Raw genomic sequence first — 23,740 nt, forward strand, 5'->3', positions numbered from 1 at the left:
GCGTAAATGGGCAACCCCATATCACTTAAATCTAAAATGTATCTATGAACCGTACGAACGGAAATATTAAATTCATCAGCTATTTCTTGAGCTGTAAATGTTTTTTTCGCAGAAGCAAATATAAGAATATCTAATAAGCGTTTAGCTTTTGACAAATGTATCACCTTTTCTTTTTAACGTGACATAAATTGTCATGTTTTATTGTTAGTATATTGTTTACATCATATGTTATCAAGATGAGATACAAGGAGGAAAAGATATGTCACGTGAAATAGTTTTATTTATAGCGGCGAGTTTAGATGGATATATTGCGAAAGAAAATGATGATTTAGAGTGGTTAATGGAAACGGAAGGAGAGGGAGATAATGGTTATACAGAAATGTACGAAACGATTGATACAATAATTATGGGAAAGAAAACGTACGATTATGTAGTAGAGCATACGGAAACATTCCCGTACTTAGATAAAGCATGTTATGTTTTTTCTCGTTCAGAAAAAGGTTCAGACGGAAACGTGGAATTTGTAAATGAAGATGTAGTGGAGTTTACAAAAAGGTTAAAAGCACAAGAAGGGTCTAAAATATGGATGGTTGGTGGAGGAGAGCTACTGAGAGAATTCTTTAAAAATAATCTAATTGATGAATATATTGTTACGATTACACCGCATATATTAGGCTCAGGTGTCCCATTATTTAAAGAAAAGAATCCAGAAATTAATTTAACTTTAACGGATACGAAACGTTTTGGGCAATTTGTAAATTTATATTATAAAGTAAAATGATAAAGTGAAACTTTAATCAGTGGGGGTTTTGTTCATCTCCCACTGATTATTAGTTGAACCAATCGGGCTTTTACGGGCAGTTGATCCCCCACCTAACTTCTTTGCTTCCGCTGAATTTTGATGTAGGGGGTCTTACTGCCCGTTAATGCGGGATAAAGAAACACGACTACTGATGGTAGTCGTGTTTCTTTACAGATGGTAATGAAATGATAAAACAAGATCCATGATCAACTTCACTCGTGACAGTAATCGTCCCGCCGTGTAGCTCTACAATTTCTTTCACGATAGATAGTCCTAAACCAGTTCCACCTGTAGCTCGTGATCTTGCTTTATCAACTCGATAAAAGCGTTCGAAAATGTGAGGGAGGTCTTCAAGCGGAATACCTTCGCCTTCATCTTCAATTGCAATGGAAATATGTTTATGTTCTTCTGTAACAGAAATGTTTATATGAGAATGCTCTTTTGAATGTCTATAAGCGTTATTTAAAATATTCACAACAACTTGTTCGAATCGTTGTTCATCTAAGTTTACTAGCAGTGTAGGAGGACAAGAGAAAGAAACTTTAATGTACCTTTCTTTATACATGGCGTTTACTTTTTCACATATACGCGTAAGGAAGGTGTGTAAATGCACTTCCTTTACTTGAATAGAAAAGTTATGTTGTTCCATTTGTGCAAGTGAAAATAAATCTTGAACTAAGTTTGTAATGTAATCAGACTCATCTTTTATAATTGATAAATATCGCAAACGTTGTTCAGAAGGGGTGCTTTCTTTTAAAGCAATGTCAGCATAACCTCTTACGTATGTTAACGGTGTTCGTAATTCGTGAGCAACACTTGCTAGAAATTCACTTCGCTCTGTTTTCATATAATGTAGATCATTTGCGAGCGTCTGAATAGATGATGCTAGTTCACCAATTTCATCATTTCGAGTAGTTGTTAATGAAACAGATAAATCACCTTTACTCATTTTTTCAGTGGCATGTTTCATGTGTAACAATGGTTTTGTTAATAATCGAGATAATAGGAAAATTGTGATGACTGTGAGTAGAAACGTGATGGCACCAGCAATAATGAATTGTTTCGTTAATCCATTAACTAACTTTTCAATTGATTCTGTTCCAAGAAACATGTACACATAGCCTTCATGTTTTCCATCTACTACAATGGGGCTAACTGTACATATATAATTAGATGTTTTCCAATGATTTTCTATAATCGCTCCATTATGGTCTGTTCGAGTTTGCATTTTACTAATATGATCGTTTATAGTCGTGTTTATTTCGTTAGATTTAGCTAGTATTTCTTTATTTGCATTTGTAATAACGACAGTTGTTTCAGCTTCAGATTCCATTAATGCTACGTGAGAGATGGTTTGCTCATCGTAATATTTTTCAAGTACATCTCGATGACTATTTCCTCGCTTTAATAAAGCTGTCATTTCTTCATTTACTCTAGTGTTTACAAGACTATAATAGAGCAAAATAAAGAGAACACTTTCAATTAAAAGTGTAACAATTAAAAAATAAAATCCCAATTGAATTGAAATTCGTTTCATCGTTTTGCCCCTTACTGTTCAGTATTAATCCATCGATAACCTACTCCATACACGGTTTTTAAATGATGATCAATAGGGAAATTTGCTTTTCGCAATTTATCACGTAAATTACGAATATGTGAATCGACTGTGCGATCTTCTGTATTTGTGTTTAACCCCCAAATTCGTTCGATGAGCTGATCACGGTTTAATACGTAGTTCACATGGCGTAAAAATAATCCGAGTAAAGAAAATTCAATTGGTGTGAGAAGGAGTTCTTCATTATGGACAGAAACGAAGTGTTTTGTTTCATCCCATACAATACCGTGATATTGGATTTGTTTATGTTCATTTGTACGTCTTAAAACGGCTTCAATTCTTGCGAAAAGTTCTTCTTCATGGAAAGGTTTCGTTACGTAATCATCGGCTCCAATTTTTAATCCTTGAACGACATCTACTGTTTGATCACGAGCTGTAACCATAATAATAGGAATGTTACTAAAAGATCGGATTTTTTTGCACGTTTCCCATCCGTCCATCTTTGGCATCATAATATCGAGTAAAACAAATTTAAAGTTTCGATTTTCTATATGTAAAATAGCTTCTTCTCCTGAAGTCGCACATACGCAGTTATATCCAATTGGTGTAAGATAAAGCGTTAATAATTCAAGCATTCTCGGTTCATCGTCTACGAGCAGTATATCAATCATAGAGAGCCCTCCATATTTATAATCGTTACTTAAAGTGTAATGCAAAATCATGAAGAAATGGTGCAGATTATGATGTGTCTGCATAATTTCTTCAGAATTGCTTGTTATTGTGGAGTTGAAATTACATTTTAGGTAATCATATTGGCTCAAAAATGATTAATACGGAGGCGGTATAGTGAAAAAAATGACCCGAATTTTTGGGATAACAATAATTACAGCAGTTGGTCTTGCTGCATGCGGACAAACGAATACAGACCATAAAAACCATGAATCTACAAAAGAGAAGAAAACAGAGCAAAAGGAAATGAAAATGAATCAGGAGGTAACGGCGCCAAAAGAAATGAACCAAGGTGCATCTAATGATTTATTAACGACAAGTTTAAAAAATGTAACGAGATTAAACACAAACGACCCTTTGCAAATGGCAGTATTAACTTCACAAACGATATGGCCAGCAACTCATAAGGAGAACCAGCCAGGTGCTGTTATTTTAGTACCAGCAAGCGAGTGGCAATTAGGTATTGCGAGTGCAGACCTTATTCATCATCCGAATAACGGGCCGATTTTATTTATAGAAAAAGAAAAGATACCGGAAATGACGTTAAAAGAAATAAAACGATTAAATCCAATCGGAACGAAAGATGGAACACAAATTATGGTGATGGGGGATGTAGGTACTAGCGCGCTTGAGCAATTAAAAGGTTATAAAGTAAAACAAATAAAAGAAACAGATCCAGCTATATTTGCGAAGGATGTTGATAAGGAGTATGCCGATATAACAGGAAGCTACCCAAATAGTGTTATTATTGGTTCGTCTGAAGAAGAAGGACGTTTATATACAACACCAGCTGTAAACTGGATTTCTCATATGCCAGAACCGCTTTTATATACAGAAAAAGATAAGGTGCCAGAAGCGACAATAGAGGCATTAAAAATGAGAAAAGATAAAGCAAATATATATGTATTAGGGCCAGAAAAAATTGTTTCAAAAGAAGTAGAAAAAGAGCTAAGCAAATACGGGAAAGTAACGCGTATTAGTGGAGAGACCCCTACAGAAAACTCGATTGCGTTCGCTAAGTTTAAAGATGAAAAAACAAAATTTGGCTGGGGATTCACAAAACCTGGTCACGGTTTATCATTTGTTTCAAGCAAAACACCAGATTTAGCAGTTGCTGGGGCACCTTTTTCACATATGGGTAAACACGCACCTGTTGTATTATTAGAAGAAGGTAAAGCTTCACAACCAGTGTATGACTTCCTTGCAAGCATTCAGCCGAAGTTTAAAGATGATCCAACACTTGGACCATATAATCACGGTTTCTTATTAGGAAGTACGAGTGATATTTCATTTGAAACACAAGGAATACTAGATGAGAGGTTAGAAATTGTTCAGGAAAGTGGTCAAGGACACGGTGGACATTAATGAAATGAGAAAAGATGCTACTAAGGTAGTGTCTTTTTCTTTAGGAAACTTTTACATAGCAAAAAATCTTCTACTCGTTATATAATAGCTTTCGTGCAGTCGGCTAGATTTTCTTATGGAGAAAATCAAATTATAAAGGAGTAGAGGAGTGATATTTTGTTTCAAACGATAAAAAATGACTGGTTTTCTAATGTGAAAGGGGACGTGTTATCAGGAATTGTCGTTGCTTTAGCGTTAATCCCTGAAGCGATAGCCTTCTCTGTTATTGCAGGCGTGGATCCGACAGTTGGACTATACGCAGCCTTTTGTATTGCAGTTACCATTTCATTTGTTGGCGGAAGAACTGGAATGATTTCAGCTGCAACAGGTGCAATGGCATTATTAATGGTAACGCTTGTTAAAGATCATGGTTTGCAATATTTATTTGCTACAACAATATTAACAGGTATTGTCCAGATTATTTTTGGCGTGTTCAAACTGAGCTCATTTATGAAGTTTGTTCCGAAATCTGTTATGAGTGGTTTTTTAAATTCACTTGGAATTTTAGTTTTTACAGCGCAATTGCCACATTTTAAAAATGCAACTTGGCAAATGTATGCACTCGTTGTATTAGGACTTGCAATTATATATTTATTTCCACGTATTACAACGGCTGTACCTTCTACGCTTATTTCAATTATTATTGTGACGAGTATTGCACTTATGAGCGGATTACAGTTGAAAACAGTAGGAGATATGGGAAGCCTGCCGAAAGAATTACCGTTCTTTAGTATTCCTGACGTGCCTTTTACACTTGAGACATTAGGGATTATTTTACCTTATGCAGTTATGCTTGCAATTATCGGTTTACTAGAATCATTATTAACAGCTTCAGTTTTAGATGATATGACGCATACGGAAAGTAATAAGCATAAAGAGGCACGCGGACAAGGGATCGCAAACATTGTTGCTGGTTTCTTCGGAGGAATGGCAGGTTGTGCAATGATCGGTCAATCTGTTATTAATATTAAATCAGGTGGACGAGGTCGCCTATCAACATTTGTAGCGGGCGGATTTTTAATCGTATTACTATTCGTTTTAGGAGATTATGTCGTTCATATTCCGATGGCAGCTTTAGTTGCAGTTATGATTATGGTTTCAATCGGAACGTTTGATTGGAACTCTGTAACAACAATTCATAAAGTACCAAAAGGAAACTCATTTGTTATGATCGTAACAGTTGTGATTGTCCTAATTACACATAATTTAGCATTAGGTGTAATTATCGGAACAGTAATTAGTGCGGTGTTATTTGCATTCAATATGGCAAAGATTCACGTGAAACATTTATATATTGAAAATAAGAAAATATACGAAATTCACGGTCAACTCTTCTTTGCATCTACAGCAGATTTTATAAATGCTTTTTCATTGGATGAAGATATAAAAGAAATCGAAATGAACTTTACTCATGCGCACGTATGGGATGATTCGGCAGTGGCATCAATTGATAAAGTTATTATGAAATATGAACAAAGTGGCGTGAAAGTAAGTATAACAGGATTAAATGAACGTAGCTCAAAACTTGTTGCAAATTTAGCTACTTATAATAAAAGAATTGCTAGTTAAAAGCCTCCTTTTTAGGGGGCTTTATTATATAATACGAGTAGGATAACGAAAAGGGGATTCAGCATATGTACAAACAAATTATATTAGCATGTGACGGTTCTGAACATGCACTTCGAGCAGCGGAACATGCAACATATATTGCAAAATGTAGCGCAGAAACAAATGTTGAAGTTGTGTACGTAGTAGATAATAGAACGGCAAAATCAGATATTATACAAGGTCAAACAGATTTAGAAACAATATCAGCTAGTCGAAAAGATAAATTAAAAGAGATTGAAGGTTTATTAAAGAAAGAGAACATTTCTTATACAATTACGATATTACATGGTGATCCTGGAGATACAATTGTTCAATATGTGAATACAGGAGATATAGATCTTGTCATTGCTGGAAGTAGAGGGCTCAATACACTGCAAGAAATGGTGCTGGGAAGTGTAAGTCATAAAATAGCAAAGCGTGTGAAATGTCCAGTGATGATTGTAAAATGAAATAGAATGTAACGAAGACCTTAGTATAACTGAGGTCTTTTTTTATGTATAAATGACTCTTATTTGTGGAAATACTAGATATATAAGTTGAAAAGATGTTAACTTACAAATTTGTAAGTTAGTTGTTAGAGAAATCGATGTTATGAAATTTTTCCCATTGGTAAAATAAAAGTATCAAAGGGGAGATAGGGAGGATGGAAGTAATGAAATCATTTCAAAATTTGTCATATAGCCAAGGTGTCAGTCTTATTTGTTTAGGGGGATTTGCTGCATCTGTTACGTTAGCCGTTTTAATAAAGGTGTTTCATCAAATCTTTTAATCTTATAGTAGGGAAGGAATGGGTTGTTATCATTAGTAGGAACAGCAATGAAAATAAAAAATAGCTCTTAGCATGTATGTAAATGCTAAGAGCTATTTTTATGCTTGTTATATATTATTTAAGCTTGTTTTGATTTTACTGACCCTGTATTTAAAGTAAGAGCAAGGAAGAACATTGCAAGTACGCAAGATGCAAGTAATAAGATGAATCCGCCATCCCATCCGAATGCATCTACGATAAAGCCCATAGCTGCACTAGCGAAAGCTGCTCCGCCTAAGTAACCGAAGAATCCAGTTAAGCCTGCTGCAGTTCCAGCAGCTTTCTTTGGTGCTAAATCTAGAGCGTGTAGACCAATTAACATAACCGGTCCGTAAATTAAAAATCCAATTGCGACAAGTGCGATACTATCAACCATTGGATTACCAGGAGGGTTTAACCAGTAAACAAGAACTGCGATAAATACACCAACCATAAATAGAATACCAGCAGGTGCACGACGTCCTTTAAATAGTTTATCACTCATCCATCCGCAAAGAAGTGTACCTGGAATACCAGCCCATTCATATAGAGCGTAAGCAGTACGTGAGCTACTATGAGTAAAGCTTTTTTCTTCTACTAAATAAGTAGGAGCCCAGTCTACAACGCCGTAACGTACGAAATATACGAAAACGTTCGCAATAGCGATGTACCATAAAAACTTATTGTTTAATACGTATTTAAATAAAATTTCCTTTACTGAAAGTTCGCGTTCGCGATCTTTTACTTTTTCATCTGGTGGATATTCCCCAGTATGTTCTTCAATAGAAGGTAGTCCACAAGATTGAGGTGTATCTTTCATCGTAATTAATACATAAATACCAACTAAAATTGAAAGAATACCTGGGAAGTAAAAAATACTTTTCCAGTCATCTGCGAAGAAGTATAAGCCTAATGTTACAAGGGAAGGCATAAGCGCTCCGCCAACATTATGAGCGACGTTCCAAATAGACATTTTTGTACCACGTTCGCTAATAGAGAACCAGTGAACCATCGTACGACCACAAGGAGGCCATCCCATACCTTGTACCCATCCATTTAAAAACTGAAGTACAAACATAAGTATAATGCTCGTTGTAATGAAAGAAAATGAGCCGAAAATAATATTAATGATACCTGATAAAAATAGCCCAGCTGCTAAAAAGTAGCGAGGATTACAACGATCGGATACGATACCCATAAGAAATTTACTTAATCCGTAAGCGATAGAAACTGCTGAAAGGATAACCCCAAGTTCCCCTTTACTAAAGCCTTGCTCGATTAAGTATGGCATTGCTAGTGAAAAGTTTTTTCGAACAAAGTAGTAGCCTGCATAACCGATGAAGATACCTAAGAATACTTGTAAACGTAATTTACGGTATTCGCTATCAACGCGATCAGCTGGTAAGCGTTCCGCGTGGGGCGCAGGTTTAAATAATTGTGTGAAAAACATAAAATGAAAATCCTCCCCTAATTAATTCGAAGCGTTTTAAGACAGAGAATATAAAAAGGCCATGAAATATAAAAAAGTTTCCTTTTTTATGATTCATAGCCGTGTACTCCGTTTCTCCGTGACTGTCAATATTAACTTCGTCGAAAATTATACAACTTTGTGACAAAAATGTAAACGTTTTTATGAATAAAAGTATTGACGGATTTTGTTCGCGGGATTAATATTTAAATACGTTAAATATTTTATTGTTTAAATAAGAGGTGGATAACATGCCAAATGATATGACGCATATCGATAAAATTCAAGCTCTTGCCTTTTCGATTGGAAAGAAAATGCAGACGGAGTTATTAGAACAAATGCAAGCAACAGGACTTACACCACCGCAGTTTTATATTTTAAAGATTTTAGATCATTATGGGGCTTCAAGAGCGACAACATTAGCAAAAAAGATGTATGTGAAGCCTAGCGCGATTACAGTGATGATTGATCGTCTAATCGATCAAGAACTTGTAGAACGCTATCACGACAAAGATGACCGTCGTGTTGTCATCATCGAGTTAACGAAAAAGGGGAAAGCTAGAGTAGAAGAGGCAATGACAGCTCGCAACGAGCATATTGCAAAATACTTTTCACATTTAGAGTTGCAAGAAAGAGAAGATTTATTACGTCTCTTTGAGAAGTTAGAAACCATTATTTGCGGGACACAAGAGAAAAAAGAGAATAACTAAGAGGAATTGAGGAGATTACATGGAGCAACAAGAAAATCAAAATAGAAAGTTGTTGTTAATCGGTTTAGTAATCGCGATGCTATTTGCTGCATTAGATGGAACAATTGTTGGTACAGCAATGCCACGTATCGTCGGTGACCTAGGCGGATTAAGTTTAATGACATGGTTAACGACAGCTTATATGTTAACATCAACGACAGTTGTACCAATTGCAGGTAAATTAGCTGATTTACTTGGTCGTCGTAACGTATATATAACAGGGCTAGTTATTTTCATGATTGGTTCGGCGTTATGTGGTATGGCGAATGGTATGACAGAATTAATTATTTTCCGTGGTATTCAAGGTCTTGGTGGCGGTATTATGATGCCAATGGCTATGATTATTATTGGAGATATGTTCACGGGAAAAGAACGTGCGAAATGGCAAGGTATTTTTGGGGCGTTATACGGCCTTGCTTCTGTAATTGGACCACAAGTTGGTGGTTGGATTGTAGATGCAGTGAACTGGAGATGGGTATTCTACATTAACTTACCGGTTGGTATTTTAGCAACAATCTTTATTGCAATGGGATTAAAATCACATAAACAAACAGGACCAATTAAAATTGATATCGCTGGAATCTTTACGATGATTCTAGGTGTTGTAAGTTTATTACTTGCGCTAACGTTTGGCGGAAAAGATTATGCATGGGATTCTTGGCAAATTATCGGTTTATTCGCACTAGCTGTAATTGGTATCGTTAGCTTTGTTATTGTTGAAACGAAAGCTGAAGAGCCGATTTTACCAATGCATTTCTTTAAAAATCGCACATTTACAATACTGAATGCGATTGGATTCTTTATGAGTATTGGAATGTTCGGCGCGATTATGTTCGTACCATTCTTCATGCAAGGTATTGTAGGAGTAAGTGCTGCTGAATCAGGAACAATTATGACTCCAATGATGATTACAATGATTGTAATGAGTATTATCGGTGGGCAACTTGTATTAAAAGTTGGTGTAAAACCACAAATTATCGCAGGTATGCTTATTATGGCCGGTGGTTTTTGGTTATTAACAACGATGGATATGCACACAACGAAGCTTACAGCTACTTCTTATATGATGGTTATCGGTTTAGGAATGGGTCTTGTAATGCCGACATTAACATTAGCGTTACAAGAAAGCTTCCCGAAAAAAGACCTTGGTGTCGTAACGTCATCAAGTCAATTCTTCCGACAAATCGGTGGTACATTTGGTATTACAATTTTAGGATCAATTATGAATAACACTTCAGGTACGACATTAACAAAAAATTTAGTACCTGTATTAGATACATTCCCGAAAGAAGCGGGACAAATGGTAACGAAATTTAAAGATATGATTCACACAGATCCACAAGGTTTATATTCAATGCTATTTAGCCCAGAGGCATTAAAACAAATGCCAGAAGCGTTTGCTAACAGCATTGTACCTATTTTGAAAAACTCTTTAGTAGACTCGCTTCATACTGTATTCTTAACAGGATTAGTATTTATCGTAGTAGGTGCCATCTTTACGATTTTCTTACAAAAAATTAAACTATCAGATCGTAAAAAAGATGCTGAAGAGCCTGCTGTTGAAGAAAAAGAAAAAACTGTATCATACTCGTAATGAAGAAGCATCGCCTTATGGCGGTGCTTTTTTGAGTATAACCTTAAAAGCTTTTTAGTGAGAAATGATTGACGTATTTTTAGAAATACGTTATATTATTTTCTGTAAACGGTTACATGAAATGAGGAGAAAAGAGAATGAGTACGATTAAAGACGTTGCGAAATTAGCGGGAGTATCTGTTGCGACCGTTTCCAGAGTTCTAAATAAAAATGGATATGTTCATGAAGATACATTAAAAAAGGTAGAGCGTGCAATAGAGATGTTAGATTATAAGCCTAGTACAGTAGCGCGTTCACTGTATAATAAAAAGTCTCGTTTAATTGGCTTAGTTGTTCCAAATATCGTGAATCCGTTCTTTCCAGAAGTTGCACGTGCCGTAGAAGATGTAGCACATAAACAAGGTTACACAGTTGTTCTTTGTAACTCTGATGAAAGTTTAGAAAAAGAGAAACAATACATTGATGTACTTAGACAAAATAATGTAGATGGATTTATTGTAGCAACGAATCCACAAAATAGTGTTAATTACATGAATTTATCTGTTCCGGTTGTTGCGATTGACCGTATGTTTAATGAGCGTATTCCTACTGTATATGCAGATAACTATGCAGGAAGTCAGGCTGCGACAAAGTTGTTACTAGATAAAGGATGTAAACATATTGCACATATTCGCGGACCACGTGATGTGAGTACTGCAAATGAACGTTTTGAAGGTTTTGTAGACGTTATTACGCAAAATAATCTTTCGTATATGATTGCGGAGAGTACGTTTGAGCCAGCAAATAGTGAGCGTGTAGCGATGGAATTATTAGAAGAATACCCGCATATTGATGGTATTGTTGCTGGGAATGATTTAATTGCGATTGGTATTGTAAAGGCTGCACTTCAAAAGGGGATTGCCATTCCAGATGATTTACAAATTATCGGATTTGATGGCATTTCTTTAACGGAAATGATGTATCCATCTATTACAACAGTTGCACAACCGATATATGAAATGGGGAAAATTGCAACAGAGTTGTTGTTAGAGCAAATGGAAGGAAATACATTAGAAGAGAAACACTATCGTTTGCCAATTGAAATTATAGAACGAAATACAACGAAGTAAGGAGATGAAACAGATGCCAAATATTGCAGTAGTAGGAAGCATTTCAATGGACTTAGTGGCTGTTTCAAAAAAACGGCCGAAAGCAGGAGAAACAGTAATTGGTGAAGCGTTTCATACAATCCCAGGAGGGAAAGGGGCAAACCAAGCAGTTGCTGCAGCTAGGTTAGGAGCAAATGTAGCAATGGTTGGAGCGGTAGGAAATGATGATTATGGAATAGTAGTTAGAAAAAATTTAGAGAACGAACGCATTTTTATCGATTATGTGGTACCGGTTACAGATAGAACGACAGGAATTGCTCATATCGTTTTAGCAGAAGAAGATAACAGTATTGTTGTCGTACAAGGGGCAAATGCTCTTGTAAATAAGTCAGTTGTAGATCGCTCCAAAGACCTTCTTGTAAAAGCGGATATGGTTGTTCTTCAACTAGAAATTCCACTTGAAACAGTAAAATATGTATTGGCTATTTGTGAAGAACATAATATTCCTGTTATGTTGAATCCAGCGCCAGCACAAGTTTTATCAGAAGAAATTTTAGAAAAAGCAACTTATATTACGCCAAATGAACATGAGTGCCGCATCGTATTAGATGATTTTACATCACCAATTGAAGATTTATTGGCGAAGTATCCAAATAAATTATTGATGACAGAAGGTTCTAACGGTGTTCGTTTCCATAATGGAACAGAGATTGTACATGTTCCTAGCATTGCTGTTGATGTAGTGGATACAACTGGAGCTGGTGATACATTTAATGGTGCGTTAGCAGTTGCACTTTCTGAAGGAGAGACACTTCAAAAAGCAATTCGTTTCGCGAATATTGCCGGTGGTCTTTCTGTAACGAAACTTGGGGCACAGGGCGGTATGCCAACGAGAGATCGAGTACGTGAAGTGCAGGTGATTGTTGGATGAAAAAGCATGGTGTATTAAACAGTGAAATCGCGGCAGTCCTTGCTTCACTTGGGCATACAGATACGGTTGTAATTGCTGATTGCGGTTTACCAATTCCTGACGGAGTAAAACGAATTGATTTAGCTGTTGAGATTGGAAAACCGAGTTTTTTAGAGGTGTTACAAGTTGTAGCTGATGATATGGCAATCGAAAAAGTGACGTTAGCAGAAGAAGTCATTATAAATAATGCGGAAGTAAATAAAGAGATCGAACAGAAATTAATAGAGCCAGCATTTGAGTATGTATCTCATGAACAATTTAAAGAGCATACAAAGAAAGCGAAGGCAATTATTCGTACAGGCGAGGCTACGCCTTATGCAAATGTAATTTTACATGCAGGCGTGATTTTTTAATAAAGGGAAGTGATGGGAATGCATATTGAAATGAAAAACATTTCAAAGGCGTTCAATGGCAATCCTGTTTTGAAGAATGCACAGTTTATGATTGAAACAGGAGAAGTCCATGCATTGATGGGGGAAAATGGAGCGGGTAAATCAACGCTCATGAAGATTTTAACAGGTGTATACAAAAAAGATGGTGGGACAATCAAGATTGATGGGCAAGAGCGCACCTTTAAAAATGCGAAAGAAGCTGAAGAGTACGGCATCGCATTTATACATCAAGAACTAAACATATTGCCGAATTTAACAGTAGCTGAAAATATGTTTCTCGGTAAAGAGTTAATGTATGGGAAAACAGGTATTTTACGCACTCGACAAATGAACGCGATTGCGCAGCAGCAACTAGCAGAGCTAGGGCTGCATGTAAGAGGCGCTATGTTAGCAGAGGAATTATCGGTTGGACAACAGCAAATTATCGAAATTGCGAAAGCATTAATGACAAACGCGAGCGTTATTATTATGGATGAACCTACTGCGGCACTGACGGATCGTGAAATCGAAACGCTCTTTACAGTAATCAATAAGTTACGTAAAGAAGGTGTTTCATTCGTGTACATTTCGCATCGTATGGAAGAGATTTTCTCAATATGTGATGCTATTACGATTTTGCGTGATGGAGAATACGTGGGAAAGAGATTAATTCCAGAAACATCATTTGATGAAGTAGTGAGTATGATGGTGGGGCGCAGCATTGGTGAACGTTACCCAGAGCGAAATAGTCAAATTGGTGATGTCATTTTTGAAATGCGTAATGGAACGAAGAAAGGGAAATTTGAAAATGTTTCGTTTCAAGTGAGGAAAGGTGAAATCCTTGGTGTAGCTGGTTTGATGGGGGCTGGTCGCACTGATATTATGAAAGCGATATTTGGTTATGAACCTTTAGACTCTGGACAAATTTTTATAAATGGACAAGAAGTAAAGATTGATAGTCCAATAGATGCAATTAGACAAAGAATTGCTTTCATTACAGAAGATAGAAAGTCTGAAGGATTAGTGTTAGATTTTTCAATTCGAGAAAATTTAGCTTTACCGAATTTAGAAAATCTTTCAAAGGGAAGTGTTCTAAGCAATGAGCTAGAACAACAGTTTACAGAGGATATGATGAAGCTTCTTAATGTGAAAGCATCTAGCGGAGAGCAGGCAGTGAAATCTCTTTCTGGTGGAAATCAGCAAAAGATTGTAATCGCAAAATGGCTAGGCATTCATCCGCAATTACTCATTTTAGATGAGCCAACAAGAGGTGTTGATGTTGGAGCGAAAAAAGAAATTTACTCTATTATGAATAAGCTTACAGAGCAAGGCGATGCCGTTATTATGGTATCATCTGAGCTTCCGGAAGTTTTAGGGATGAGTGATCGAGTTCTTGTTATTCATGAAGGAAAAGTCGGCGGAATTTTAGGGAAAGATGAGGCATCACAAGAGTCTATTATGGCACTAGCTACAGGGGGAGAGTAAGGATGGCTAAGAAGGGGAATGTATTACAACAACTCGGTTCTTTAATCGGTTTAGTATTAATTATCGTCGTAATTACAGCTTTAAATCCAGCGTTCATTGAAATTCCAAATTTATTTAATATACTGCGTCAAGTATCGATTAATGCGCTTATTGCATTTGGAATGACCTTCGTAATTTTAACAGGGGGTATTGACTTATCGGTAGGTTCTATTTTAGCATTATCAAGTGCACTTGTTGCTGGAATGATGGCAAGTGGCATGGATCCGTTCCTTGCAATGGCAGTTGGACTATTAGCAGGTCTTGTAATGGGAATTGTAAACGGTATCATCATTGCGAAAGGAAAAGTAGCTCCATTTATTGCAACTTTAGCAACAATGACTATTTTTCGTGGGTTGACGCTTGTTTATATGGACGGACGTCCGATCACTGGTCTTGGTGATCATTTAATGTTCCAAATGTTTGGCCGCGGTTATTTTCTTGGTATTCCGGTACCAGCTGTTACAATGATGATCGCTTTCGCAGTACTGTACTTCATTTTGAAGAAAACGACATTTGGTCGCCGTACATTTGCAATTGGTGGAAATGAAGAAGCAGCAGCACTATCAGGTATTAATGTTACGAGAATTAAAGTAATGATTTACGGTCTTTCCGGAATTTTGGCAGCGCTTGCAGGTATTGTCTTAACATCACGATTAGATTCTGCACAGCCGACTGCAGGTACTTCTTATGAATTAGATGCAATTGCAGCAGTTGTATTAGGTGGAACAAGTCTTTCTGGGGGAAGAGGATGGATTGTTGGTACATTCATCGGTGTACTTATTATCGGTGTACTAAATAACGGTTTAAATTTATTAGGTGTATCTTCTTTCTTCCAACAAGTTGTAAAAGGACTTGTAATCTTATTAGCTGTATTAATTGATCGTAGAAAAGAAGCGTAATGGAGGGACAGTTCATGAAGAAATGGTTACTTATACTCGTTGCATGTATTATGGTCATTACTGCTGGTTGTTCAATGGAACCGCCAGAATGGGCAAAGGATTCTAGCGATAAAGGTCGAAATAAAACTATTAAAGTTGGATTCTCTGTTTCAACTTTAAATAATCCCTTCTTTGTAACTTTGAAAAAGGGGGCAGAAAAGAAAGCGAAAGATAGTGGCATCGAATTGATTGCTGTTGATGCGCAAAATGATGCAGCAAAGCAAACGAACGATGTTGAAGATTTAATTCAAAAGGGTGTCGATGTAGTTGTTATTAATCCGACCGATTCAGATGCTGTTGCTTCAGCAGTAAGTGCAGCAAACGCAGCAAATGTTCCTGTTATTACAGTAGACCGCGTTGCGAATTCAGGTAAGGTTGTTTCTCACATTGCATCTAATAATATCGAAGGTGGTCAAATGGCTAGTGATTACATTCGTGAATTAGTCGGCGAAGGAGCAAACGTTGCTGAGTTAGAAGGAATCCCTGGATCGTCTGCTGCTCGTGAACGTGGGAAAGGATTCCATAACGTAGCCGATAAGTCTTTAAAAGTAGTTGCCAAACAAGCGGCTGATTTTGATAGAGCGAAAGGATTATCTGTTATGGAAAACATTTTGCAAGCAAATAGCGATATTAAAGCCGTGTTTGCTCATAACGACGAGATGGCATTAGGTGCACTTGAAGCATTGAAGTCTGCTGGAAAAACAGATGTAGTAGTTGTTGGATTTGATGCAACAGAAGATGCTGTGAAAGCGGTTAACGATGGGCGTATGGCTGCAACAGTCGCTCAAAAACCAGAATTAATCGGAGAGAAGGCGATGCAAACAGCAAAAGAGATAACACAAGGTAAAAAAGTGGACAAATCTATTCCGATTGAATTAGAGCTTATTAAGAAAAATAAATAAATATAAAATGAAAATTAGGAAGGAAGAACAACAAATGAAATTCTTTATTGATACAGCAAACATTAACGAAATTAAAGAGGCAAATGAATTAGGCGTATTAGCTGGAGTAACGACAAATCCATCACTTGTAGCAAAAGAAGGCGTAGATTTCCACGAGCGCATTCGTGAAATTTGCAACGTTGTAGAAGGACCTGTAAGTGCAGAAGTAATTAGCTTAGAAGCTGATAAAATGATTGAAGAAGGAAAAGAATTAGCGAAGATTGCTCCAAACGTTGTTGTAAAAGTTCCAATGACAACAGAAGGTTTAAAAGCAGTAAAAGCGTTCTCTGATTTAGGAATTCGTACAAACGTTACATTAGTATTCTCAGCAGTTCAAGCATTACTTGCTGCTCGTGCTGGTGCAACGTACGTTTCACCATTCTTAGGTCGTTTAGATGATATCGGTCATAACGGTATGGATTTAATTCGTCAAATCGCAGAAATCTTTGCAATTCATGGTATCGAAACAGAAATCATCGCAGCATCTGTACGTCACAGCGTTCACGTAACTGACGCAGCATTAAACGGTGCACATATTGCAACAATCCCAGCAAACGTAATTGCTTCATTAGTGAAGCACCCATTAACAGATCAAGGAATTGAGAAATTCTTAGCTGATTGGGAAAAAACACAAGAGAAATAATAGAAAAGCAAGAATCCTAGTTTAATTGACTAGGATTCTTTTTTATTTAAAAGAATTTTCATGCAATTTTGCATATTGTCTTTTAAATTTGTTATATAAGATATTTAATATATATCACATAACTCTTTATTTTTAATATTTCGACATAAAGTGAAACTTTAATCAGTGGGGGCTTTGTTCATCCCCCCACTGATTATTAATTGAACCAAGGGATAAAAAGATAGAGGGTCTGACCAGAAAACTGGAGGGCATGATTCTATAACAAAAAGCTTAATGTTTATAGAATTATGTCTTTTTATATAGGGAGGGTAGTAAACAGAGATTTGGACAAAAATGCACCGATTTATCTGAATTTTAAGTTTTATAAAGGGGAGAAATGGAATGAGAAGAAAAGCACCATTTAAAGTGTTGTCATCATTAGCAATTGCGGCAATTATCGGATGTACATCTGTAATGAGTGCTCCGTTAGCATATGCAGAAACGGTAGCAAAAGAGAAAGATAGTGTATCTACAACACCAATTGATTACAATTTAATTCAAGAAGATCGTTTAGCGGAAGCTCTGAAAGAAAGAGGAACAATTAATCCAGCATCTTCTAAAGAAGAGACGAAAAAAGCTGTTGAGCAATATATTGAAAAGAAACAAGGAGATCAGGCGAATAAAGAAATTCTTCCAGATGCTCACTCACAAGAAACATCTGATTTCACAAAAAAAGTAAAAGAGAAAAAGATGGAAGAAAAGGAAAATGTAAAAAAGGCTGAAAAAAATGTTAGCCTTGAGCAAAAGCCAGAACCAAATAAAAAGCAATTGAATGGGCAAGTTCCAACTTCAAAAGCAAAGCAAGCTCCATATAAGGGATCTGTTCGATCGGATAAAGTATTAGTGTTACTCGTTGAATTTAGTGATTATAAACATAATAATATTGATCAAACACCAGGTTATATGTATTCGAAAGACTTTAGTAGAGAACATTATCAAAAGATGTTGTTCGGTAATGAGCCGTATACTTTATTTGATGGTTCAAAAGTAAAAACGTTTAAACAATACTATGAAGAGCAGTCTGGTGGTAGTTATACGACAGATGGATATGTAACGGAGTGGCTAACTGTTCCAGGAAAAGCATCTGATTATGGAGCTGATGGTAGCAGTGGTCACGATAATAAAGGTCCAAAGGGTGCACGTGATTTAGTGAAAGAAGCTTTGCATGCAGCTGCTGAGAAAGGACTAGATTTATCTCAGTTTGATCAATTTGATAGATATGATACAAACGGGGACGGGAATCAAAATGAACCTGACGGTGTAATTGATCATTTAATGGTAATCCATGCTGGTGTTGGTCAAGAAGCTGGTGGCGGTAAATTAGGTGATGATGCGATCTGGTCACATCGTTCAAAATTAGCAGTAGATCCAGTAGCGATTGAAGGTACGAAATCAAAGGTAGATTACTTTGGTGGTAAAGTAGCAGCACATGATTACACAATTGAACCAGAAGATGGAGCTGTAGGTGTGTTTGCACATGAATTTGGACATGATCTTGGATTACCAGATGAATATGACACGAAATATACTGGAAATGGTTCACCAGTCGAAGCTTGGTCATTAATGAGTGGAGGTAGTTGGACAGGAAAAATCGCAGGAACAGAGCCGACTAGTTTTTCACCACAAAATAAAGACTTCTTACAAAAGAATATGGGTGGCAACTGGGCAAAAATATTAGAAGTAGATTACGATAAAATTAAGAGTGGTGTGGGAGTTCCTACCTATATTGATCAAAGTGTTACGAAATCAAATCGTCCAGGCGTTGTACGTGTTAACTTACCAGGTAAAAGTGTTGAAACGATTAAACCGGAGTTTGGAAAGCATGCATATTATAGTACAAGAGGCGATGATATGCATACAACGTTAGAGACACCATTCTTTGATTTAACAAAGGGAACAAATGCAAAATTCGATTATAAAGCAAATTATGAGTTAGAAGCAGAGTGCGATTTCGTCGAAGTACATGTAGTAACAGAAGATGGAACGAAAACATTAATTGATAGACTTGGGGAAAAAGTAGTCCAAGGAGATAAAGATACAACAGATGGGAAATGGATTGATAAATCATATGATTTAAGTCAATTTAAAGGCAAAAAAGTGAAACTACAATTCGACTATATTACAGATCCGGCTGTAACATATAAAGGTTTTGCGATGGACAATGTAAATGTAACTGTTGATGGACAAGTTGTATTTTCTGATGATGCAGAAGGACAGTCTAAAATGAAATTAAATGGTTTTGTTGTTTCTGATGGGACAGAGAAGAAAGCACATTATTACTACTTAGAGTGGAGAAATTATGCGGGATCAGATAATGGTTTAAAAGCAGGAAAAGGTCCAGTGTATAATACAGGTCTTGTCGTTTGGTATGCAGATGATAGTTTCAAAGATAACTGGGTTGGGGTGCATCCAGGTGAAGGATTCCTTGGTGTTGTAGATTCTCATCCAGAAGCGCTAGTTGGTAATTTAAACGGAAAACCAGCATACGGTAATACAGGCATGCAAATTGCAGATGCAGCATTTTCATTTGATAAAACACCAGCATGGAGTGTAAATTCATTAACACGTGGTCAGTTTAACTATTCTGGATTACAAGGTGTTACAACTTTTGATGATTCAAAAGTATATAGTAACAAGCAAATTGCAGACGCAGGAAGAAAAGTTCCAAACCTTGGACTTAAATTCCAAGTTGTTGGACAGGCAGAAGATAAATCGGCAGGCGCTGTTTGGATTAAACGTTAATAACATAAAAGCACATTCTTCATATGAAGAGTGTGCTTTTTAATTTGTACAGTAAGTTATTATTTTAGTTTATCCCGCATTAACGGTCAGTAAGATCCCCACCGCAAAATTCAGTGGAAGTAAAGAAGTTAGTTGGGAGATCAACTGCCCGTAAAAGCCCGATTGGTTCAACTAATAATCAGTGGGGAGGAACAAAACCCCCACTGATTAAAGTTTCACTTTATGTAATACAAGTGTTTATTCATGTGTACTGTATCAAATTATGTGGGGAAAGGAAATATTTCCGAGGAAATTGTCGAAGTATCGTCAGTATTTATAAACTTTCTGTTTAAAAGAAGAGATGTATTATTGCCTTTACGGCTCAATTTATTTACATTGTTATTTGGTTATACACAAAAGTAATATATTGGGCAAAAAGAGTTCTATTCGATAGGGCTCTTTGGTTTTGTATTTGATATACAAATATTAACCTCGATTGTTTGGAAATGTATCTTCTTGTTTAGCGTCAGTTGGACTTTAACTGCAGTTTTTGTTTTTCGTTTATATGAAGAGCGAGATGAGCCATTACCTTTTATATTTAAATTAATTGGCATTATTCCAACGCTTCCATTGTATTATGGATTATATAAATATGCATTTAAAAAAAGACAACGATGGATTATCCCATCATTGTCTTTTTTACTTTGCTTCTTACATAAATCATCCCAGCAAATGTTAATAAAAATGCTGTCCCGATAATGAAGCTGACGCTAGGTGATGCTCCGATTGCGCCGACTGTAAAGGAGCCAGCAACAACTCCTAATGAGAAGAAGGCATAAAATAATCCGAATGCCTTTCCGCGATTATCGTCTGTAGTATTTTCAACGAGTAAAGCGTTAATAGACGGAAAGAGGATTGCGAATCCAATTCCATAAATCATCATTACGATAAAGAGCATACCTTTTGTAGCAAATAATCCGAGTAAAGATAATGCGAATGCCATAACTGCAATTCCGATTAGCATTAGTTTCGAACGATTAAATCGATCATAAATACGATTTGTTGGAAGCAAGAAGAAGAGGATAGCAGTTATACCAAATACACTTAACATCATGCCTGTTGTAGATGCTTTAAGCGCTAATGCCTCAACTTTTACTGGTAACATATAAGTGACAATTCCTTGTGAAAACATTAATGTGAAAGCACCAATATATGCTTGTAATAACGGTTCTGATTTTAAAAGTTCAACCATATCTTCTTTGTTCATCATTTGCGTTCTTGATGTATCTTTTCTTGATACGTTATTTGGTAAGAAGAATAGAGATACGATCGTACCAAGAGCCATTAAAATAGAAATAGTAATGAAGACCCACTCTACGCCAGCTGTTGCTTTCATAATACCGCTGAAAGCAGGTCCTACGATTGCGGCTGTTCCAACAGCAGCACCAGATAGAGCCATTGCTTTTCCTTGTCTTTTTGCATTTGTTTGTTTTGATAAAAATGTAAAGGCAGCAGGAATTAAAAAGCCATCACTAAATCCATGCATAAAGCGCACAACTAATAGTTGTTCACCACTTTGAACAACGGTGTATAACAAGACTATGAAACTCGTAATTCCCATGCTTATATAAAGGATTTTTTTTGCACCAAATTTATCGACAGCGGCTCCAGCAATAATATTACCGATCATATTAGCGAATGAGTACATACCGACAACTAGCCCGATAATAAGAGGAGTTCCTCCAAGGCTTTGAGCGAAAGTACTCATAATAGGTAATTGTGAAAATGTATCTAAAAATGCCACGATAACGATAAAGTAAATAAAATATTTCAAGCGATATTCACCTCTCCTATGCTATTATGGCACAATGCTAATTTCACCTGCAATGAAATTGAATTAACAGATGTGGAAAAAAGTACAAAGTGACAAAATATTGAACGTTATTTGTAAAAAATTAGTGGGGATGTGATTGTTTTTTTGAAATATATGGATAGAAGTATTATAATAGAATTGTAAACTTCACCAGGTTAAGTATATACATAGAGAGGGATGTATAAAATGAAAGCACTACTTTGGCATAATCAACGTGATGTACGAGTAGAAGAAGTACCAGAACCAACAGTAAAACCAGGAACAGTGAAAATCAAAGTTAAATGGTGTGGTATTTGTGGGACAGACTTGCATGAATATTTAGCAGGGCCTATTTTTATTCCAACAGAAGAACATCCATTAACACATGTGAAAGCACCTGTTATTTTAGGTCATGAGTTTAGTGGTGAGGTAATAGAGATTGGTGAAGGAGTTACATCTCATAAAGTGGGAGACCGCGTTGTTGTAGAGCCAATTTATTCTTGTGGTAAATGTGAAGCTTGTAAACATGGACATTACAATGTTTGTGAACAACTTGTTTTCCACGGTCTTGGCGGAGAAGGCGGCGGTTTCTCTGAATATACAGTAGTACCAGAAGATATGGTTCATCACATTCCAGATGAAATGACGTATGAACAAGGTGCGCTTGTAGAACCAGCAGCAGTAGCAGTTCATGCAGTACGTCAAAGTAAATTAAAAGAAGGGGAAGCTGTAGCGGTATTTGGTTGCGGTCCAATTGGACTTCTTGTTATCCAAGCAGCTAAAGCAGCAGGAGCAACTCCTGTTATTGCAGTTGAACTTTCTAAAGAACGTCAAGAGTTAGCGAAATTAGCAGGTGCGGATTATGTATTAAATCCAGCAACTCAAGATGTGTTAGCTGAAATTCGTAACTTAACAAATGGTTTAGGGGTAAATGTTAGCTTTGAAGTAACAGGTGTTGAAGTTGTACTACGTCAAGCGATTGAAAGTACAAGCTTCGAAGGACAAACTGTAATTGTTAGTGTATGGGAAAAAGACGCAACAATTACTCCAAATAATTTAGTATTAAAAGAAAAAGAAGTTATTGGTATTTTAGGATACCGTCACATCTTCCCAGCCGTTATTAAATTAATTAGCTCTGGTCAAATTCAAGCAGAGAAATTAATTACGAAAAAAATTACAGTCGATCAAGTTGTTGAAGAAGGATTTGAAGCACTTGTAAAAGATAAAACACAAGTGAAAATTCTTGTTTCACCTAAATAAGATAGAATCGAATAAAGTAGCCCTTTTCTAGAAATAGAAGAGGGCTACTTTTTTTCTATACTGAAAGGTGATAGACTTTCCTTTGACTCAATGTATTTTTGTTTGGAAGGGAGAATCTAATGCTTTCATTTTTGTTAACTTTAAAGCGAATGTTAAGAGCCTGTTTACGAGCGTGGAAAGATAAAGAATTTCAAGTATTATTTGTATTAACAATTTTGACTTTAATATCGGGTACGATTTTTTATAGTACAGTTGAAGGATTACGTCCTATTGACGCTTTATATTTTAGTGTGGTCACGTTGACGACTGTCGGTGATGGGAATTTTAGTCCGCAAACTGATTTCGGAAAGATATTTACAATCTTATACATATTTATTGGGATTGGACTAGTGTTTGGATTTATTCATAAGTTAGCAGTTAATGTACAATTGCCAAGTATATTATCGAATAGAAAAAAAGAGTAAAGCATTCAGATGCTTTACTTTTTTTTTACATTAGTTTAGACAAGCCTTAATAATAGTTTATTAAAATGAAAGTGTATTCATTCATTATATTCACTGTGTATAAAGTTATAATGATATGAACATTTGCATATTTTAATTTAGTGATAGAAATTTCGTGAAAGGTGGGATATTCTAGTCATAGGTTAACCGGACGACATCATAGGATCCTAACAAAATGTTTACAATAATTCAAT

Annotated in this window: 22 protein-coding genes and 1 pseudogene; 18 read left to right on the forward strand and 5 right to left on the reverse strand. The window is 36.2% G+C overall.

Annotated features, from left to right (window positions below):
• Positions 1-164 (reverse strand): HTH domain-containing protein (locus MR107_RS10555; protein ID WP_242292363.1); only part of this gene is annotated, 164 nt, incomplete at its 3' end.
• Between the two features lie 95 nt (positions 165-259).
• On the opposite strand from MR107_RS10555, the gene MR107_RS10560 reads away from it, so the two are divergent.
• The gene (locus MR107_RS10560; protein ID WP_000085779.1) at positions 260-781 is read left to right on the forward strand and encodes a dihydrofolate reductase family protein; all 522 of its coding nucleotides are present in this window, start codon (positions 260-262) and stop codon (positions 779-781) included.
• 166 nt (positions 782-947) lie between these two features.
• Here MR107_RS10560 and MR107_RS10565 read toward each other — a convergent pair whose 3' ends face one another.
• Both MR107_RS10565 and MR107_RS10570 read right to left on the reverse strand, forming a co-directional pair.
• On the reverse strand, positions 948-2,339 hold the full coding sequence (locus MR107_RS10565; protein WP_242292353.1) for a sensor histidine kinase: 1,392 nt from the start codon (positions 2,337-2,339) through the stop codon (positions 948-950).
• An 11-nt stretch (positions 2,340-2,350) separates the two neighbouring features.
• A complete protein-coding gene (locus tag MR107_RS10570) occupies positions 2,351-3,028 on the reverse strand; it encodes a response regulator transcription factor (RefSeq protein ID WP_000565476.1) in 678 nt (225 codons plus the stop codon).
• A 175-nt stretch (positions 3,029-3,203) separates the two neighbouring features.
• Between MR107_RS10570 and MR107_RS10575 the strand changes: the two genes are divergently transcribed.
• The 4 genes from MR107_RS10575 (at position 3,204) to MR107_RS10590 (ending at position 6,867) form a co-directional block, all read left to right on the forward strand.
• Positions 3,204-4,451 (forward strand): cell wall-binding repeat-containing protein, encoded by a 1,248-nt coding sequence (locus tag MR107_RS10575; protein ID WP_000738875.1) that lies wholly within the window; start codon positions 3,204-3,206, stop codon positions 4,449-4,451.
• Between the two features lie 156 nt (positions 4,452-4,607).
• On the forward strand, positions 4,608-6,059 hold the full coding sequence (locus MR107_RS10580; RefSeq protein WP_078403903.1) for a SulP family inorganic anion transporter: 1,452 nt from the start codon (positions 4,608-4,610) through the stop codon (positions 6,057-6,059).
• A 65-nt stretch (positions 6,060-6,124) separates the two neighbouring features.
• Complete coding sequence (locus tag MR107_RS10585) at positions 6,125-6,547, forward strand: universal stress protein (RefSeq protein ID WP_071739117.1); 423 nt, start codon at positions 6,125-6,127, stop codon at positions 6,545-6,547.
• 203 nt (positions 6,548-6,750) lie between these two features.
• On the forward strand, positions 6,751-6,867 hold the full coding sequence (locus MR107_RS10590) for a DUF4027 family protein (protein ID WP_000834733.1): 117 nt from the start codon (positions 6,751-6,753) through the stop codon (positions 6,865-6,867).
• A gap of 118 nt (positions 6,868-6,985) precedes the next feature.
• On the opposite strand, the gene glpT is transcribed toward MR107_RS10590, so the two are convergent.
• Positions 6,986-8,335: a glycerol-3-phosphate transporter gene (glpT, locus tag MR107_RS10595; RefSeq protein WP_000466385.1), complete on the reverse strand. Its 1,350-nt coding sequence runs from the start codon at positions 8,333-8,335 to the stop codon at positions 6,986-6,988.
• Positions 8,336-8,604: 269 nt separating this feature from the next.
• Here glpT and MR107_RS10600 point away from each other — a divergent pair, with 269 nt between their 5' ends.
• The 11 genes and pseudogenes from MR107_RS10600 to MR107_RS10650 form a co-directional block, all read left to right on the forward strand.
• On the forward strand, positions 8,605-9,063 hold the full coding sequence (locus MR107_RS10600) for a MarR family winged helix-turn-helix transcriptional regulator (RefSeq protein WP_001132365.1): 459 nt from the start codon (positions 8,605-8,607) through the stop codon (positions 9,061-9,063).
• A gap of 19 nt (positions 9,064-9,082) precedes the next feature.
• Positions 9,083-10,696 carry an MDR family MFS transporter gene (locus MR107_RS10605; RefSeq protein ID WP_048656079.1) on the forward strand — a complete coding sequence of 538 codons (1,614 nt, stop codon included), beginning with the start codon at positions 9,083-9,085 and terminating at the stop codon, positions 10,694-10,696.
• 137 nt (positions 10,697-10,833) lie between these two features.
• Positions 10,834-11,805, forward strand: a complete 972-nt coding sequence (rbsR, locus tag MR107_RS10610; protein WP_000104051.1) for a ribose operon transcriptional repressor RbsR — start codon at positions 10,834-10,836, stop codon at positions 11,803-11,805.
• A gap of 13 nt (positions 11,806-11,818) precedes the next feature.
• On the forward strand, positions 11,819-12,715 hold the full coding sequence (gene rbsK / locus MR107_RS10615; protein ID WP_048656080.1) for a ribokinase: 897 nt from the start codon (positions 11,819-11,821) through the stop codon (positions 12,713-12,715).
• Positions 12,712-13,107 (forward strand): D-ribose pyranase, encoded by a 396-nt coding sequence (gene rbsD, locus MR107_RS10620; RefSeq protein ID WP_000716151.1) that lies wholly within the window; start codon positions 12,712-12,714, stop codon positions 13,105-13,107. The genes rbsK and rbsD overlap by 4 nt, the downstream gene beginning before the upstream one ends.
• Positions 13,108-13,125: 18 nt before the next feature.
• Entirely contained in the window at positions 13,126-14,610 is a 1,485-nt protein-coding gene (gene rbsA, locus MR107_RS10625; RefSeq protein WP_000546778.1) for a ribose ABC transporter ATP-binding protein RbsA, read from the forward strand.
• Between the two features lie 2 nt (positions 14,611-14,612).
• The gene (locus MR107_RS10630) at positions 14,613-15,548 is read left to right on the forward strand and encodes an ABC transporter permease subunit (protein ID WP_001074641.1); all 936 of its coding nucleotides are present in this window, start codon (positions 14,613-14,615) and stop codon (positions 15,546-15,548) included.
• 14 nt (positions 15,549-15,562) lie between these two features.
• Entirely contained in the window at positions 15,563-16,489 is a 927-nt protein-coding gene (gene rbsB / locus MR107_RS10635) for a ribose ABC transporter substrate-binding protein RbsB (protein WP_000758976.1), read from the forward strand.
• Between the two features lie 34 nt (positions 16,490-16,523).
• Entirely contained in the window at positions 16,524-17,171 is a 648-nt protein-coding gene (gene fsa, locus MR107_RS10640) for a fructose-6-phosphate aldolase (protein ID WP_000667670.1), read from the forward strand.
• A gap of 381 nt (positions 17,172-17,552) precedes the next feature.
• Entirely contained in the window at positions 17,553-19,952 is a 2,400-nt protein-coding gene (gene inhA2 / locus MR107_RS10645) for a M6 family metalloprotease immune inhibitor InhA2 (protein ID WP_048656082.1), read from the forward strand.
• A 429-nt stretch (positions 19,953-20,381) separates the two neighbouring features.
• Positions 20,382-20,591, forward strand: a pseudogene (locus tag MR107_RS10650) (hypothetical protein); the annotation flags it as partial.
• A 19-nt stretch (positions 20,592-20,610) separates the two neighbouring features.
• On the opposite strand, the gene MR107_RS10655 reads toward MR107_RS10650, so the two are convergent.
• Entirely contained in the window at positions 20,611-21,765 is a 1,155-nt protein-coding gene (locus MR107_RS10655) for an MFS transporter (RefSeq protein ID WP_000873272.1), read from the reverse strand.
• Between the two features lie 225 nt (positions 21,766-21,990).
• On the opposite strand from MR107_RS10655, the gene bdhA reads away from it, so the two are divergent.
• Both bdhA and MR107_RS10665 read left to right on the forward strand, forming a co-directional pair.
• Positions 21,991-23,043, forward strand: coding sequence for a (R,R)-butanediol dehydrogenase (bdhA, locus tag MR107_RS10660; RefSeq protein ID WP_000645827.1), 1,053 nt, complete (start codon positions 21,991-21,993; stop codon positions 23,041-23,043).
• A gap of 119 nt (positions 23,044-23,162) precedes the next feature.
• Positions 23,163-23,507 (forward strand): potassium channel family protein, encoded by a 345-nt coding sequence (locus tag MR107_RS10665; protein ID WP_000948210.1) that lies wholly within the window; start codon positions 23,163-23,165, stop codon positions 23,505-23,507.
• Positions 23,508-23,740 lie beyond the last annotated feature (233 nt).

This window comes from Bacillus cereus group sp. BfR-BA-01441 (assembly GCF_022663075.1).
Classification (GTDB): Bacteria; Bacillota; Bacilli; order Bacillales; family Bacillaceae_G; genus Bacillus_A; species Bacillus_A cereus.